At 65.0% G+C, this 14,626-nt stretch carries 13 protein-coding genes; 8 read left to right on the forward strand and 5 right to left on the reverse strand.

The features are described 5' to 3' along the window. Nucleotides 1–25 precede the first annotated feature (25 nt). The 4 genes from DIC66_RS08855 to DIC66_RS08870 form a co-directional block, all read right to left on the reverse strand. Nucleotides 26–1,243: an ABC transporter substrate-binding protein gene (locus DIC66_RS08855; RefSeq protein ID WP_117176222.1), complete on the reverse strand. Its 1,218-nt coding sequence runs from the start codon at nt 1,241–1,243 to the stop codon at nt 26–28. 176 nt (nt 1,244–1,419) lie between these two features. After that, nucleotides 1,420–2,232 carry a sugar phosphate isomerase/epimerase family protein gene (locus tag DIC66_RS08860; RefSeq protein ID WP_117176224.1) on the reverse strand — a complete coding sequence of 271 codons (813 nt, stop codon included), beginning with the start codon at nt 2,230–2,232 and terminating at the stop codon, nt 1,420–1,422. A 13-nt stretch (nt 2,233–2,245) separates the two neighbouring features. Next, on the reverse strand, nt 2,246–4,606 hold the full coding sequence (locus DIC66_RS08865; RefSeq protein ID WP_117176226.1) for an FAD-dependent oxidoreductase: 2,361 nt from the start codon (nt 4,604–4,606) through the stop codon (nt 2,246–2,248). Beyond that, nucleotides 4,603–5,418, reverse strand: a complete 816-nt coding sequence (locus tag DIC66_RS08870; RefSeq protein WP_117176228.1) for an IclR family transcriptional regulator — start codon at nt 5,416–5,418, stop codon at nt 4,603–4,605. The genes DIC66_RS08865 and DIC66_RS08870 overlap by 4 nt, the downstream gene beginning before the upstream one ends. 137 nt (nt 5,419–5,555) lie before the next feature. Here DIC66_RS08870 and DIC66_RS08875 point away from each other — a divergent pair, with 137 nt between their 5' ends. The 5 genes from DIC66_RS08875 to DIC66_RS08895 all read left to right on the forward strand — a co-directional run bounded on the left by DIC66_RS08875 (nt 5,556) and on the right by DIC66_RS08895 (nt 10,778). Further along, a complete protein-coding gene (locus DIC66_RS08875) occupies nt 5,556–6,347 on the forward strand; it encodes a shikimate dehydrogenase family protein (protein ID WP_117176230.1) in 792 nt (263 codons plus the stop codon). Continuing rightward, the gene (locus tag DIC66_RS08880; protein WP_117176232.1) at nt 6,344–8,065 is read left to right on the forward strand and encodes an FAD-dependent oxidoreductase; all 1,722 of its coding nucleotides are present in this window, start codon (nt 6,344–6,346) and stop codon (nt 8,063–8,065) included. Before DIC66_RS08875 ends, DIC66_RS08880 begins: the two co-directional genes overlap by 4 nt. 117 nt (nt 8,066–8,182) lie before the next feature. Continuing rightward, nucleotides 8,183–9,046, forward strand: a complete 864-nt coding sequence (locus tag DIC66_RS08885) for a shikimate dehydrogenase family protein (RefSeq protein WP_117176234.1) — start codon at nt 8,183–8,185, stop codon at nt 9,044–9,046. Nucleotides 9,047–9,090: 44 nt separating this feature from the next. Further along, entirely contained in the window at nt 9,091–9,930 is an 840-nt protein-coding gene (locus DIC66_RS08890) for an amidohydrolase family protein (RefSeq protein ID WP_117176236.1), read from the forward strand. An 8-nt stretch (nt 9,931–9,938) separates the two neighbouring features. Beyond that, the gene (locus DIC66_RS08895) at nt 9,939–10,778 is read left to right on the forward strand and encodes a DODA-type extradiol aromatic ring-opening family dioxygenase (RefSeq protein ID WP_233505848.1); all 840 of its coding nucleotides are present in this window, start codon (nt 9,939–9,941) and stop codon (nt 10,776–10,778) included. A gap of 52 nt (nt 10,779–10,830) precedes the next feature. Here DIC66_RS08895 and DIC66_RS08900 read toward each other — a convergent pair whose 3' ends face one another. Continuing rightward, entirely contained in the window at nt 10,831–11,265 is a 435-nt protein-coding gene (locus DIC66_RS08900) for a MarR family winged helix-turn-helix transcriptional regulator (RefSeq protein WP_117176238.1), read from the reverse strand. Between the two features lie 69 nt (nt 11,266–11,334). On the opposite strand from DIC66_RS08900, the gene DIC66_RS08905 reads away from it, so the two are divergent. From DIC66_RS08905 to DIC66_RS08915, 3 genes are read left to right on the forward strand one after another with little or no spacing between them, the layout of a single operon-like run. Beyond that, the gene (locus tag DIC66_RS08905; protein WP_117176609.1) at nt 11,335–12,075 is read left to right on the forward strand and encodes a siderophore-interacting protein; all 741 of its coding nucleotides are present in this window, start codon (nt 11,335–11,337) and stop codon (nt 12,073–12,075) included. Between the two features lie 16 nt (nt 12,076–12,091). Then, nucleotides 12,092–13,816: a tannase/feruloyl esterase family alpha/beta hydrolase gene (locus tag DIC66_RS08910; RefSeq protein WP_199534693.1), complete on the forward strand. Its 1,725-nt coding sequence runs from the start codon at nt 12,092–12,094 to the stop codon at nt 13,814–13,816. 51 nt (nt 13,817–13,867) lie between these two features. After that, nucleotides 13,868–14,572 carry a TetR/AcrR family transcriptional regulator gene (locus DIC66_RS08915; RefSeq protein WP_117176240.1) on the forward strand — a complete coding sequence of 235 codons (705 nt, stop codon included), beginning with the start codon at nt 13,868–13,870 and terminating at the stop codon, nt 14,570–14,572. Nucleotides 14,573–14,626: the final 54 nt, after the last annotated feature.

The following is a 14,626-nucleotide window of genomic DNA, read 5'->3' on the forward strand; positions in this document are numbered from 1 at the left end:
GGGCTGTGGCAAAGGAAGTAGATGCTTATTTCTTGACCGGCTTGGCAGTAGCAGCAGCGGCAGGTGCCGGTGCAGCAGAGGCGAACAGGGCGGGGTTCACGGGTGGCAGCACGGTGGTGACTTCCTGCTTGCCGTTCTTCACTTCCACCAGGAAGCTTTCGCGGTCCAGGTCGCCGTTCTGGTCAATCGCCACGTCCATCAGCACGCCGGGGTACTTCTTGGTGCTGATCACCAGGCCGTGCAGGGCCTGTGCCACAGCCTTGCGGTCGAACTTGCCGACCTTCTCGATAGCAGCCTTGAGCATGTACATGCCGCTGTAGCCCTTGATGCCGTTGTGGTCAGAGATGTACTTGTATTCCTGGTAGAACCTGGCTTTGAATTTCAGCACTTCGGGGTTGGGTGCATCCACCGTCAGGCCCACGTGGCCTACGGCTCCGTTGGCGGCGTCACCGGCCAACTCGATCACCTTCTGGCCGGTCAGTGTGGTCTCGCCGATCACGGGCTTGTTCCAGCCCTGCTTTTTCAGTTCGCGCAGGATGCGGGCGGACTCTTCTTCATTGGAGTAGCTGAACAGGGCGTCTGCGCCGCTTTGCTTGGCCTTGAGCACGGCCGCCGAGAAGTCCACCTGGCCGGATTCGGTGGAGATCTCCGACACGATCTTGGTGCCGGTGTTGGCCAGTGCCTTCTTGATGTTGTCCAGGCCGCCCTTGCCGAAGTCGTTGTTCACGTAGATGACGGCCAGGCTCTTGACCTTGGCCACGTCGCTGATGTAGCGGCCGATCTTGGGGAAGCTCTGGGCCTGGCCAAAGGCCGTGCGGAAGATGTAGGGGTTGCCCTGTGTGGTGATGGAGGCTGCCTCACCACCGGTGAAGTTGGGGATCTCGGCGCGGCGGCTCTCGGCCATGGACACCATGATGGAGCCGGAGAACACCGGGCCGAAGATGGCAAACACGTCCTCATCCACCGCTTTTTGCGTCAGGCCCTTGGCCACGCCGGGGTTGCTCTGGGTATCGGCCGTGCTGGTCTCGATCTTCTTGCCCAGGATGCCGCCTGCGGCATTGATGTCCTTGACGGCGAGCTCCACACCGTTCTTGAAGTTGGTGCCAGAGGTTGCGCCGGCGCCGGACAGCTCCACGATGTTGGCGATCTTGATGGTCTGCTGGGCCTGTGCCAGGCCACCCAGGCCAGCCAGTGCAAAAACAGCAGCTGCCGCAACAGCCTTCAATGTCATACGCTTATTCATACATTTCTCCTCATTCGATTTTCAAAAGAGCCAACAAATGTGGGCCCGGACAAACTGCCATCAGGAATCTTGGCTGCAGTACAGCACCGGCGTCTAATGTACTGAGCGGTACATTGGACCTCCGCAGGGTAAACCCTTGATGCGGCTTTCGATGGGGAACTAGCTGTTATGCCGATTCAGTCTAGGTCGCCCAGTGCCTGTTTGGTGGCCTGCAGGGCCTGCCGGGCCCAGGTTTTTTCACCCAGCCGTGCGGCGCGCTGGAACTCGGGAATCTCCACGCTGACCGGGATGTCCGCAGGCAGGGCCGCGAACAATCCCTTCACGTCAATTGAGCCCTCGCCCGGCAGCATGCGCTGCTGGCGCGCGCTGTGGATCATCTCGTCGGTGCTGAAGTGCAGGCCCGCTGGTGCATCGCACATCTGGGCGTAGTGCAACAGCTGCGGCGGCAACGCGGCAATGTCGGCCAGGCGGGTGGCGGAGCGGCCAAAGTGCAGGGCGTCCACCAGAATGCCGGCGTTGTCGGGCCGCCCGGCCAGATCGACCACGCGCAGGGCCGCTGCGGCGTCCTTGACGCCCGTCCAGGGCATGAATTCCAGATCGGCGCTCAGGCCATAGGGCTTGGTGAATTCGCACAGGCGGGCGTAGTTCTGTGCCAGCCGGTGTTCATCGGTGTCATCGGCTGCCACCAGCACGGCGCGAGCCTTGAGCGCAGCACCGGCCTCCAGCAGGGCGCGGTAGTGCAGCGGCTCAAACTGTGGCCCTATGCGGATGATCTCCAGGTCAAACACCTGCACGCCGGTGTCCTTCATGCGTGCCAGGGTTTCACGTTGCACAGCCACGTCTTCCAGATAGCTCTGGTGCGGTGCGCCCGGTGCATTGGCCTGCAGGCGCAGGCCCACAAAGCCATAGCCCAGCTCGGCCGCCATGCTGACGGCTTGTGGGGCGCTGGAGGTGTTGACCGTGAGGTAGGCGAGCGAATAGGTGCGCATGGCGGGACGGTGCTTACTTCAGGGGAGACACGGCCGTGGGCATGGCAATGGTGGACACCATGTTGGTGCTGAGGTGTGCCGGGCCACCCTTGGGTGGCCAGATGCCCTGGGCCACGGAGTCGGCGCGCGCCTTGCTGCGCGCATCGAGCGTGGGGTAGGCCCAGATGTTGGTAAAGCGCAGCGGGCCGTCCAGGGCAATCATGGCGATCACGCAGGGCGACACTTTTTCGCGCGCGGGCATGGCCTGTTCCCACAGGTCGATGGTGGGCTGTACGCCGCCGGGCTTGATGCCGTAGGTGCGGATCTCGTACACCGGGCCGCTGATGCCGCTCTCGGCACTGGGGCGCACCGGCTTCATCCAGGGGAAGCCCTGGTAGCTGTGCTGCTCCAGGCTCTGGAAGATCTCGCCGCAGCCAAAGGGGCTGGCGTTTTGCTGGGTGCGCTGGCGCTCGGATTGCAGCGTGGCCAGGTCCTCAAAGCCGCGCAACACCACCATCTGGTTGAGGGTGCCGATATCGGTGAACCAGCAGCCCAGCAATTCGCCCTGGCCCTGGCTGGCAAAGGTTTGCACGTTGATGGCAGCCTGGCCTGCGGTGCCGAAGGGCAGTGTCATGGTGGCGAGTTCGTAATACATGGTTTTCCTTTTGAAAAATGAGGGAAGGGGTGCCGTACCTGCGGCGTGGTGTGCGGCAATAAAGCCAAAGGTCATGGCCGGCCCCAGGGTGATGCCACCGCTGGGGTAGTTGCCACCCATGATGCTGGAGAGGTCGTTGCCACCGGCATACAGGCCGGCAATGGGCTGGCCGTCTGCATCCAGCACCTGCGCCTGTGCATTGCAGCGCAGGCCCGCAAAGGTGCCCAGGCTGCCGGCCACCACGCGCACGGCGTAGTACGGGCCATCGCCCAGGGGCGCCATGCAGGGGTTGGCACCGGCGTGCGTGGCATCGCCCTGCATGCGGTTGTAGGCGGTCTGGCCCTTGGCAAAGTCTGCGTCCCAGCCGGTGACGGCCTGGGTGTTGTATCGGGCCACTGTGGCTTGCAGATTGGGTGCATCGATGCCGCAGCGCTGGGCCAATTCAGTCAGGGTCTGTCCGCGCTGCAAATAGCCGTTGGCCAGCATGGCGCGCAGCGGCACGGGTGCGGGTTTCACGGCACCCAGGCCCCAGCGGCGGATGAAGCGGTGGTCCACCACCAGCCAGGCCTCTACCGGCTCGCCCGCAGGCAGTGCGGCCAGCAGGCCCTGCATGAAGTCATGGTACGAGTCGGCCTCGTTGGTGAAACGGCGGCCCCGGCGGGTCACCGCAATCAGGCCCGGCTTGCCACGCTCGATCAGGTGCGGGAAATGCGCGACGCTGCCATCGGCACGCGGCACCAGCGACACCGGCGCCAGGGCCGCGGCCTGGCGCAGATCGGTGGCCACCACGCCGCCTGCGGCTTCGGCCATGCGCAGGCCGTCGCCGGTGTTGCCGCGCGAGGCGGCCGAGAAATGCTGGCGGCCATCGGGGTCGTGCGGCAGCAAGGCGCTCTTGCGCTGGGGGTCATGCGGAAAGCCGCCGGTGGCAATCACCACGCCGCGACGCGCGCGCAGGGTGGTCTCCACCCCCTCCTGCAGCACCACGGCGCCGCAGACTCGCCCGTCCTCCTCAATCAGGCGCAGGGCCGGGGTGTTGACGCGGATCTCCACACCCTTGTCAAAGGCCGATTGGGCCAGGCCCGCCACCAGCGCGTTGCCGTTGACCAGGTGCATGCCGCGGCCATGCAGCAGCAGGTCGCGCACATGCCGCAGCACGCGCCGGGTCACGTGCACAAACGAAGGCCAGGCACGCAAGGCGTTGAGGAAGTGGCGCAGATCGGCGCCCGACGCAATGCCCATGCCGTGGAAGGTGGTCTCGTGCAGCGGGGGCTTGAGCTTGCGGATGGTCTTGAGCCGTCGGCCATCAAACGGAGCGGCGCACAGTGAGCGTCCACCCATGGCCGCATCGGGTGTGCGGCCGTGGAAGTCGGGGATGGCATTGCCATCGATGAACTGCAGGGCGGTGTGCTCCTGGAAAAAGCGCACCATGCGCGGACCGTTTTCCAGAAAGGCCAGAACGCGGACTTCGTCAAAGCGCGCACCCAGTTCATGGCGCAGGTAGGACAGCGGCTTTTCAATCGGCTCGGCCAGGCCGCCCTTGAGGGCCAGCGGGTTGCGCGGTATCCACATCCAGCCGCCCGACCAGGCGGTGGTGCCACCGTACTGCGGGTCTTTTTCGACCACCAGCACTTTGAGCCCGAGGTGGGCTGCCGTCACAGCGGCCGACAGTGCGCCCGCGCCAGAGCCCAGCACCAGCAGGTCGCAGTCGACGGCTGGCTTGTTCGTGCCCACCCTGCTCACGGCGCGTAAATGGGTTGCAGCCGCGTGCCACTCTTGCCGCTGGCCAGCATGGGCGAGACGGCACCGGCAGCCGCCAACTGGGCGGCGCAGGAAATCAGGTCATGCGACAGGTCCACCATGCGCTGGCGCGTGAGCCGCGCCGACGGCCCGGCCACACTGATGGTGCCCATGGGCGGCTGGCCCACCAGGCCCACCGGCGCTGCGATGGCATTCAGGCCCGCGGTATAGGTTTCCTCGGTGAGGGCAAAGCCCTGCTTGCGCGTGTCCTGCAAGGCCTTGAGCACGGCCTTCATGCTTTTGGGCGCGTTGGGCCCGAAGTCCTTGGGCAGGCCCAGGCCCTGGTGCGCCACCAGCGCCAGTGCCGCGTCATCGTCCATGGTGGACAGCCAGGCCCAGCCCGAGGACGAGCAGCTCAGCCGTGCGGTGCTGCCCATGTCGGGGTCGTAACGCAGACCCTGGCGCGCACCCTGCGCACGTGCCACCCAGGTCAGGCGGTCACCATCCACCACCGACAGGCGCACCAGCTCGCCGCTTTGCGCGGCCAACCGGTCCAGCAACGGCTGCGCCATGTCAATCACACCGGTCTTGCTCAGGTAGCTCAGGCCCAGCGACACCAGCTTGTAGGTCAGCGCGTAGGCGCCCTGGTCGCGCGTCTGGCGTACGTAGCCGTTGCGTATCAGGTCCGCCAGCATGCGGTGCGCAGCGCTCTTGGGGATCTGCAGCTGCTCCGAGAGCTGCGCCAGTTCCACCGGCTGCTCCTGCTCGGAGAGGTATTCCAGGATGCCCAGGGTTCGTTCGAGTAAGCCGCTCATATGGGGTGTAAATGGTTGGTGGTTGGGGCAGGGTGTCCGGGCACTTTATCACAAAAACAAAATTACATTCCAAAGTGGAACGACGTTCCACTTTTTGCTACACTGCGCCGCATTCCTCCACTTTCACCCTGTTCACCATGCTCGACAATCTCAGTGGCGCCACCCGTGTTCACCTCATCGTGGGCGACCCCATCGCCCAGGTCAAGTCGCCCTATGGCGTGACGCAGGCCTTTGAAGCCAGCGGCCGCAACGCCATCTGCGTCCCGGCCCACGTGGCCCCTGCGGACCTGGCACAGTGGTTTGCCGGCATCTCGCTGGCGCGCAATGTGGACGGCGTCATCGTCACCGTGCCCCACAAATTTGACTGCCATGCGCTGTGCGCCACCAGCTCGCCGCGGGCAGCCTTTCTGGGTGCCGTCAACACCCTGCGCCGCAATGCCGATGGCAGCTGGCACGGCGACATGTTTGATGGCCTGGGCTATGTCACAGCCATGCAGGCGCGCGGCTGTGACCTGAGCGGCAAGAAGGCCCTGCTGGTGGGTGCGGGCGGTGCGGGTTCGGCCATTGCCCACAGCCTGGTGCTGGCGGGTGTGGGCGAGCTGGCCATCCACGACGAGAACACCGTGCGCCGCGAATCCCTGATTGCGCGGCTCAACAGCCTGGGCCTGGCTCGCGTTAGCACCGGCAGTGCCAGCCCTGCGGGTTTTGACATCGCGGTCAACGCCACGCCCGTGGGCATGCAGGCAACTGACCCCTTGCCCATGGATGTGGACGCCATCACGGCGGACATGTTCATTGGCTGCGTCATCACGGCACCGGCCATCACGCCGCTGATCGCCGCCGCGCGTGCCCGGGGCTGCAACACGTCCACCGGGGCCGACATGTTTGCCCAGGTGCGCGAGCTGATGGTGGAGTTCCTGCTGGCATGAACATCCTGCACAAACTGCCCGAGACGGTACATTACGACCTGGTGGTGGTAGGCGCGGGTGGCGCCGGTCTGTCGGCGGCCCTGTTTGCCGCGCTCGACGGTGCTTCTGTACTGGTGGTGGAGCACACGGCTTTTGTGGGTGGCACTACCGCCTGGTCTGCCGGCACCACCTGGGTCCCCGGCACCCAGCACGCTGCCAAAGTGAACCCAAGTGACACGCTGGCGGATGCGCGCACCTACCTGGACGCCGCCATCGGCGACCATGCGGCACCGGCCCTGCGCCAGGCCTTTCTGGACCATGGCGCTGCCGCCGTCCAGCGCCTGGAAGACCACAGCGAGGTGCACTACCGCCCCTACCCCAAGCACCCCGACTACATCTCGGACCTGCCAGGCTCCACCCTCTGCGGCCGGGCCCTGGAGCCGCTGCCCTTTGATGGCCGCCTGCTGGGCGAACAGTTCGCACTCCTGCGCCCGCCGATTCCGGAGTTCACCGTGCTGGGCGGCATGATGGTGGACCGCACCGACATCAACCACCTGCTGGGCATGACCGGTTCCTGGGCCTCCTTGAAGCATTCCCTCTCCATCGTGCTGCGCCACGCCAAAGACCGGCTGGCCTACCCGCGGGGCACCCGCCTGGTGATGGGCAATGCGCTGGTGGCGCGGCTGCTGTACTCCCTCTCCCGCCATGCGAATGTGACGCTGGCGCTCAATACCTCGGTGGAGCAACTCGGTGGCCCCCAGGGCCGGGTGGATTCGGTGGTGATCAGCCAGGACGGCCGGCGCTGCACCGTGCAGGCACGTGGTGGCGTGGTGCTGGCCAGTGGCGGCTTCAACCGCCACGCGGCCCAGCGCCAGGACAAGCTGCCCGGTGCCGACGCGGCCTGGTGCCCTGCAGCCCCCGGCCACACCGGCCTGGCGCAGGAACTCGCCCTGCGGCGCGGCGCGCATTTTGCGCAGGGCGGCAAGAGCCACGCCTTCTGGGCGCCGGTGTCGCTGCGCAAACGCGCAGACGGCAGCACGGCGGTGTTTCCGCATTTTGTGATGGACCGTGCCAAGCCCGGCTTTGTGACCGTGAACCAGGCGGGCCAGCGCTTTGTCAACGAGAGCACGTCCTACCACCTGTTTGCCCTGGCCATGCAGGAGGCCCACCGGACCAGCCCCGCCGTTCCCGCCTACCTGGTGTGTGATGCCGCCGCCCTGCGCAAGTACGGCATGGGCATGGTGCGCCCCGGCTGCAAAAACCTCGTGCCCTTTTTGCAGGATGGCTACCTGAGCGCGGACGCCACGGTGCAGGAACTGGCTGACAAGCTGGGTGTGGATGCAGCGGGATTGCAAAAGAGCGTGGAGCAGATCAACCGCTATGCGCATACCGGCACCGACCCCGACTTCGGCCGCGGCGTGACCGCCTACCAGCAGAACATTGGTGATGCCACGGCGGGTAACCCCAATCCCAATCTGGGCGCCCTGCAGACCGCACCCTATTACGCAGTCAAGCTGTATCCGGGCGACATTGGTGCCTCCACCGGCCTTGCCACCGATACCGAAGCCCGGGCATTGGACGCCAGTGGCCAGGTGATCGATGGCCTGTACGCGGTGGGCAATGACATGCACTCCATCATGGGCGGTGTCTACACGGCACCGGGCATCACCATCGGGCCGGGCATGGTGTTTGGCTATATCGCGGCCCGCCATGCGGTAGCCCGCAGCCGGCACGCATGAGGGTTGGCAGAGCCATGCGTTTTTTCGATAGCTGCTAGTGGACGGTCCCGCTGTCGCAGCGGGCCGGATTGGCTGTAGGCTCTGAAGTCATTTAAACAAAATGCAGGAGACAACAGCATGGCCATCAGCGGCAAGACACGCGTATTCATGATCATCGGCGACCCGGTTGCGCAGGTGCGCGCACCCGAGGTCTACAACCAATTGTTTGCCACCCATGGCATAGACGCCGTGCTGGTGCCGGTGAAGGTGTCCGCAGCGCAGCTGGCGGGCTTTGTGCGCAACGCCTTTGCCGCAGAGAACTTCGGCGGCTTCTGGGTCACCATCCCGCACAAGGCGGCCATGCAGGCGCTGATGCAGGAATGCGACCCGGTGGCCGAGGTGGCCGGTGCCGTCAACGCGGTGCGGCGCAAAGCCAACGGCGCGACGGAAGGTGCACTGGAAGGTGCGCTGTTTGATGGCCTGGGCTTCATCAAGGGCCTGGACCACTTTGGCATCGCCGTGCAGGGCCGCCGGGTGTTGGTGCTCGGTGCCGGTGGCGGCGGACAGGCCGTGGCTGCGGCCCTGGCCCAGCGCAGCCCGTCCAGCCTGGTCATTGCCAACCGTTCCATCGACAAAGCGCAAGCCATTGTGGATCGCCTGCAACCCCGCTTTGAGGTTCCTGTCTCGTGCACCACCAGCACCGACCCGGCCGGCTTTGATGTGATCGTCAACTGCACCTCGCAGGGCCTCAAGGCCGGTGACGCCCTGCCCACCGACCCCGCGCGCATTGACGCGGGTGCGGCCGTGGTCGACATCATCATGACCAAAGAGCCCACCCCCTTGCTGGCGGCCTGCCGCGCGCGCGGCCTCCATGCCCACGCCGGCTTCGAGATGCTGGTGCAGCAGGTGCCCGAGTACATGCGTTTCTTCGGCATGCCCGAACTCGCAGCCACTCTGCAGCAGGATCTGACCGAAGTGCGTCAGATGCTCTACCCGAAGTAAGCGGGCACACCCGCAGGCACCCTCCCCACCGGAAGACCAAGACGATGAGCATCTTTGACGAAGACAAGATCGATTGCCATAACCACATCCTCGATCCGCTGCATTTCCCCTACGCTGCCGACGTGGCTTACCGCCCTGCAGGTCAGGAGATAGGCAGTCAGGTACAGCACGCAGCGGTGATGGAGGCTTATGGCATGCGCCGCGCGCTCATCGTCGGGCCCAATTCCGGCTATGGCGAAGACAACCGCTGCCTGCTCGCTGCACTGGCTGCAAGCCGTGGTGCCTTCAAGGGCATTGCCGTGGTGCCCAACCACACCCCAACCGAGCGGCTGCTGGAGCTCAAGGGGCAAGGCGTGGTGGGCATTGCCTTCAACCCGTCGCTGCAAGGCCTGGCCTATTACGCAGACGCCAAAGACCTGATGCGGCGCCTGGCCGATCTGGACATGCTGGTGCAGGTGCAGGTGCATGAAGACCAGATGGTGGAGCTGGCGCCCGTGCTGCTGGACAGCGGCGCGCAGATCCTGATCGACCATTGCGGTCGCCCGGACCCGGCCCGTGGCCTGGGCCAGGCCGGCTTCCAGGCCGTGCTGGCACTGGCCCGCAGCGGTCGGGCCACCGTCAAGCTCTCGGGTCTGCAGAAGTTCTCTACCGGGGGCTGGCCCTTTGCCAGCGCATTGCCCTATGTGGACGCCCTGATCGAGGCTTACGGCCTGGACCAGTGCGTATGGGCCTCCGACTGGCCCTTCCTGAAAGCCTCGGAGCGGCTCGATGTGGGCCCGCTGCTGCGCTGGATTGAAAAGCTGCTGCCCGATGTCGCCGACCGGCGCCGCCTGTTCTGGGACACGCCCTGCCGCGTGCTGGGCTTCGACCCTGCCACCCACTGAGGCCGCGCATGCCTGCTACGGCCGTTTCCGCTTCGACGATGGCCGCCCCGGAGGTGCCGGCCTCACGCATGCCCGCGCTCTACATTCCCCACGGCGGCGGTCCCTCGTTTTTCATGGGCGGTGAGCGCAAGCAGCGCTACCAGGCCGCCGAAGATTTCCTGCGCAGCATCGATCACCTGCTGCCCGCAAAGCCCAGCGCCATCCTGATCGTGACAGCGCATTGGGAGGCCGATGTGGTGTCCTTCACCGGCGCGGCGCAGCCGGAGCTGATCTATGACTACTACGGCTTTCCACCCGAGACCTATGCGCTGCAGTACCCCGCACCGGGCCAGCCCGCGCTGGCTGCCCAGGCAGCCGCCTTGCTGCAGGCCGCTGGCCTGCCCGCCGCGGTGGACGGCCACTACGGCTGGGACCACGGGGTTTTCATTCCGCTGAAGGTGATGTATCCACAGGCCGACATTCCGGTCGTGGCCATGTCGCTGCAGGCCAGTCTGGACCCTGCGCTGCATTGCGCCATGGGCGCTGCACTGCACAGCCTGCGCGATGCCGGGGTGCTGATCGTGGGGGCCGGCATGAGCTACCACAACCTGGCGAATTTCGCCGCTGCCGCACCGGCGTCGTTTGCCTTCCATGACTGGCTGGACCAGACGCTTGCAGCCAACCGGGACGAACGCACCCGGCTGCTGGCGCAATGGAGCCAGGCGCCCGGTGGACGTGCCTCGCACCCGCGCGAAGAACACCTGCTGCCCTTGATGGTGGCCAGCGGCGCGGGCTCCGATGCGCCCGCACGCAGGCTGTGGCGCGGCGCCGTGGGCCCCAGCTGTCTGGCGGCCTGGGCCTTTGACTAGACAAGGCCTCGCTGCCCAGCCCGTACGGGCTGGGTGGCGTGGGATGCGCTGCTCAGGGAAGCTGTTGCAGGTTGTTTTGCATCAGCTGCAGCAATTCCCTGAGCTGCTGCTTTTGCCCGGCGCTCATGCCGGCAACAGCCAGTGCGGACAGCTTTTGGCGTTGGCGCTGCACATCCAGGTGCATGGCTTGCGCCTGCGCACTCAGATGCAGACGGGTGACCCGCCCATCCTGTGAGTCTGCCTGCGCTTCCAGCAGGCCTTTGTCTTTCAGGCCGGCGATCAGGCGGGCTATCTGCCCCTTGTCGCGGCCGGTGTGCGCGACCAGCTCGCTTTGGGTCGCTCCCGGGTGGCGCGAGAAGAAGCCCAACACCTTGCCCTCCATGGGCGCAATGTCGTGCGAACCGTCACCCACGCCGCGCAGTTGGCGCGAGCGCACCTGGTGCATCACGGCATGCATGAGTTCCAGCAAATCATTTTCACCAGGCATGTTTTTTGGTTGACATAGTCAACTTGTTTGTTGATAATTGATGACATTATCAACCAAATCATTTTTCCCATGAACTTTTTCTCCTCCAACCGCCGCGTGCAACGCGTCCGGCATGAGCTGCTGGCCCGCGAAGTGCGGGTCAGCCATATCCAGCGCATCAGCCCCGGCTTTCTGGCCATTACCTTTGCGGGCGAGTCGCTGTCGAGTTTTGTCTCCCTGTCTTTTGACGACCACGTCAAGCTCATGCTCACCGACGCCCATGGCACCATGCACCGGCGCGACTTCACCCCCGTGCGATTTGACCTGCACAAGCGCGAACTGACGCTGGAGTTCGCCCTGCACGCCAGCGGTGTGGCCTGTGAGTGGGCGCGCCAGGCGCAGATTGGCGACCGGGCGGTCATTGGCGGCCCGCGCGGCTCCATGGTTGTTCCGGTCGATTACGCCTGGCATCTGTTGGCCGGTGACGCCACCGCGCTGCCCGCTATCCAGCGCCGCCTGGAGGAACTGCCAGCAGGCGTGCGCGCCCTGGTGCTGGTGCAGGTTCCCCAGCCCGAGGACCAGAGAGACTTCCAGAGCCGGGCCGATTTGCACGTGCAATGGCTGGCTACGCCAGAGGCGCTGGTGCAGGCCATCGAACAGGTGCAGTTGCCCTCTGGCGAAGGCTTTGTCTGGTGTGCCGGAGAGTCGTCGTCCATGGCCCGGGTACGCAAAACATTGCTGGGTGCAAGGCAGGTGCCGCGTGAGTCTGCGCGCATTTCAGCCTACTGGAAGGCCGGCGCTGCGGACTACCATGAAGCCAGAGAACACTGAGCCAAAGAAACTGCATATGCACACCACACACACGCCGCGCATACAGCGCAAGCCTTCTCTGCAACTCTGGTGGGGGTGGACACTGTGTCTGTGCCTGCTTGCCCTGGGCATGGGCCAAAGCAACGCCCGGGCCGCCAGCGGACCCGACAAGGCAGCAGCCTTGCAGGCCGTAGCGCCGGTGATGCACTGCGAGGCCCTGCAAGCCCAGGACCTGTCGGATATCGGCGGGGCTGGAAGCCGGGTGCTGACGGCATCCGTCAACACGGAAAACGGGAAAAGCCAGTGTGCCGTGGAGGGCTTGCTGGCCCCTGCAATCCACTTCAAGCTCAAGCTGCCCATGGTCGGCTGGACGCAGCGCTACCTGCAAGTGGGTTGTGGCGGGTTGTGCGGCAGCATCTCCATGGATGCCGGTGCGGCCAACGGGTGCGCTGCGCTGGAGTCGGGTGAATTTGCCATGGCCTCCACCGACATGGGGCACCAGGGCATGGGTGGTGAGTTTGGCCGTGACACACAAAGCCGGGCCGATTTCGCCTACCGCGGCGTTCACCTCACCGCGCTGGCGTCCAAGAAGCTGATCCAGGCCTTTTACGGCCAGCGCCAGGCCTATGCCTACTTCAGTGGCTGCTCCGATGGCGGGCGCGAGGCACTGATGGAGGCACAACGCTATCCGCAGGACTTCAACGGCATCATCGCCGGTGCTGCGGCCATGAATTTCCAGGTCCAGAATGGCCTCTACCACGCTTGGCAATCTACCGCCAATACGTCAGCTGACGGAAAGCCGGTGCTGACTGCGGACAGGCTTCCCCTGTTGCATCGTGCGGTGCTCGCGCAGTGCGACGCACTCGATGGACAGCGTGACGGCCTGATAGAAGACCCGCGGGCCTGCCATTTCGATCCCAAGACCCTGCAATGCCCCTTGCCTGGTGCTTCGCCGCAAAGCGATTGTTTATCCTCGGCTGAGGTGGAGACCATCCGCAAGCTGTACGACGGCCCGCGCGATCCGGCGACCGGAAAGCGCCTCACCGCAGGCGGGCCGCAACCGGGCTCTGAACTGTCCTGGGCCGGCGTGTTCGTAGCACCGCAGGGAAGCACGGAACTGTTCAGTACCAGCATCGCCATGGATGCCTTGAAAAACCTGGTGTTTGAAGAGACACCCCCTGCAAGCTTCACGCTGCAGGACCTGGTTTTCAACCAGGCCACCTTCGACAAACTGCGCGCCAGGCACCCGCTGCTCGATGCGACCAACCCGGACCTGTCCGCCTTTAAAGCCGCAGGTGGCAAATTGATACTCTGGCATGGGTGGTCCGATCCGCACATATCCCCGCTCAACACCATCGCCTACCACGAGGCTGTGCAAACCACCTTGGGAGCAGCACAGGCGGCAGAGTTTGAACGCCTGTACCTGCTGCCGGGCGTCTACCACTGCCAGGGTGGCGAAGGACCCAGCGCGATCGATTTGCTGAGCCCCATGATGGACTGGGTCGAACAGGGCGCGGCACCTGGCAAGGTTCAGGCCCTGCCGCCTGCACCACGGACTGCACCGTCTGGGTTCGGCATGCCCAAACTGCCCCCGGGCGTGGCCATGCCAGTCCTTGCGCCACCGGCTTCAGACCTGACCGCAACCCCGGTCAAGGCGCGCTGGATCAGTCCGTATGCCGGCAGTGCGTCTGCAGTGCCTGTGGATGCATCTGGTTGGATGGGATCGGACTTCTTCCTGCCTTATACGCCGCGCATGCGCTGAAGATGCAGGGGTCGTTTGGTCGATGGTGGTGGGCGCGTCTATACTCGCCGGATGCCTGAATCGGTACCTTCAATCATACGTCGCAAGCCTGCTGCCAAGCGCAAACCCGCTGCACCAGCCGCCAAAAAGCAAGCTGCCACGCGCACCAACGATCCGGCCCGCACCATGGCCGAAATCCTCAAAGTTGCTACCCGGGAATTTGCTGCCAAGGGCCTGAGCGGCGCGCGCATAGACGCCATTGCCGAGGCCACGCGCACCAGCAAGCGCATGATTTACTACTACTACACCAGCAAGGAAGGGCTGTACCTGGCGGTGCTGGAGGAGGCCTACCGGCGCATGCGCCAGATCGAGGGCGAGCTGCACCTGCAGGATCTGGAGCCCCTGCAGGCCCTGCGCAGCCTGGTGGAATTCACCTTTGATCACCACAGCGGCAACGAAGACTACATCCGCCTGGTAATGAACGAGAACATGGAGCGTGGTGCCTACCTGGCGCAGAGCAAGACCATCCGCGAGCTCAACATCCCCGCCATCCAGGCGATTCAGGCGCTGTACGAACGCGGCGTGAAAAAGGGCGTTTTTCGCCGTGGCCTCGATGCGGTGGACATCCATGCCTCCATCTCGGCGCTGACTTTTTTCAATGTCTCCAACCAGCACACCTTTGGCCTGATCTTCAAGAACAAGCGCCAGAGCGCCGAGGCCGCCGCCCTGCGGCGTGCCAGCATCACCGACATGGTGCTGCGCTTCGTCCAGGCCTGATTCGCCCGCGGGCACGGCAGCGTCTGCGCCCTTGGCTGGGGTGCCAGCTAAACC

Origin of the sequence: Rhodoferax lacus (assembly GCF_003415675.1) — a bacterium.
Taxonomy (GTDB): Bacteria; Pseudomonadota; Gammaproteobacteria; order Burkholderiales; family Burkholderiaceae_C; genus Allorhodoferax; species Allorhodoferax lacus.

Bases quoted from the DNA above. Each gene is read 5' to 3' on its own strand.
- DIC66_RS08885 (WP_117176234.1), top strand. From the start codon at position 8,183: ATGGCCATCAGCGGCAAGACACGCGTATTCATGATCATCGGCGACCCG.
- DIC66_RS08880 (WP_117176232.1), top strand. From the start codon at position 6,344: ATGAACATCCTGCACAAACTGCCCGAGACGGTACATTACGACCTGGTG.
- DIC66_RS08860 (WP_117176224.1), bottom strand. From the start codon at position 2,232: ATGCGCACCTATTCGCTCGCCTACCTCACGGTCAACACCTCCAGCGCC.
- DIC66_RS08855 (WP_117176222.1), bottom strand. From the start codon at position 1,243: ATGAATAAGCGTATGACATTGAAGGCTGTTGCGGCAGCTGCTGTTTTT.
- DIC66_RS08870 (WP_117176228.1), bottom strand. From the start codon at position 5,418: ATGAGCGGCTTACTCGAACGAACCCTGGGCATCCTGGAATACCTCTCC.
- DIC66_RS08915 (WP_117176240.1), top strand. From the start codon at position 13,868: ATGCCTGAATCGGTACCTTCAATCATACGTCGCAAGCCTGCTGCCAAG.
- DIC66_RS08875 (WP_117176230.1), top strand. From the start codon at position 5,556: ATGCTCGACAATCTCAGTGGCGCCACCCGTGTTCACCTCATCGTGGGC.
- DIC66_RS08910 (WP_199534693.1), top strand. From the start codon at position 12,092: ATGCACACCACACACACGCCGCGCATACAGCGCAAGCCTTCTCTGCAA.
- DIC66_RS08895 (WP_233505848.1), top strand. From the start codon at position 9,939: ATGCCTGCTACGGCCGTTTCCGCTTCGACGATGGCCGCCCCGGAGGTG.
- DIC66_RS08890 (WP_117176236.1), top strand. From the start codon at position 9,091: ATGAGCATCTTTGACGAAGACAAGATCGATTGCCATAACCACATCCTC.
- DIC66_RS08905 (WP_117176609.1), top strand. From the start codon at position 11,335: ATGAACTTTTTCTCCTCCAACCGCCGCGTGCAACGCGTCCGGCATGAG.
- DIC66_RS08900 (WP_117176238.1), bottom strand. From the start codon at position 11,265: ATGCCTGGTGAAAATGATTTGCTGGAACTCATGCATGCCGTGATGCAC.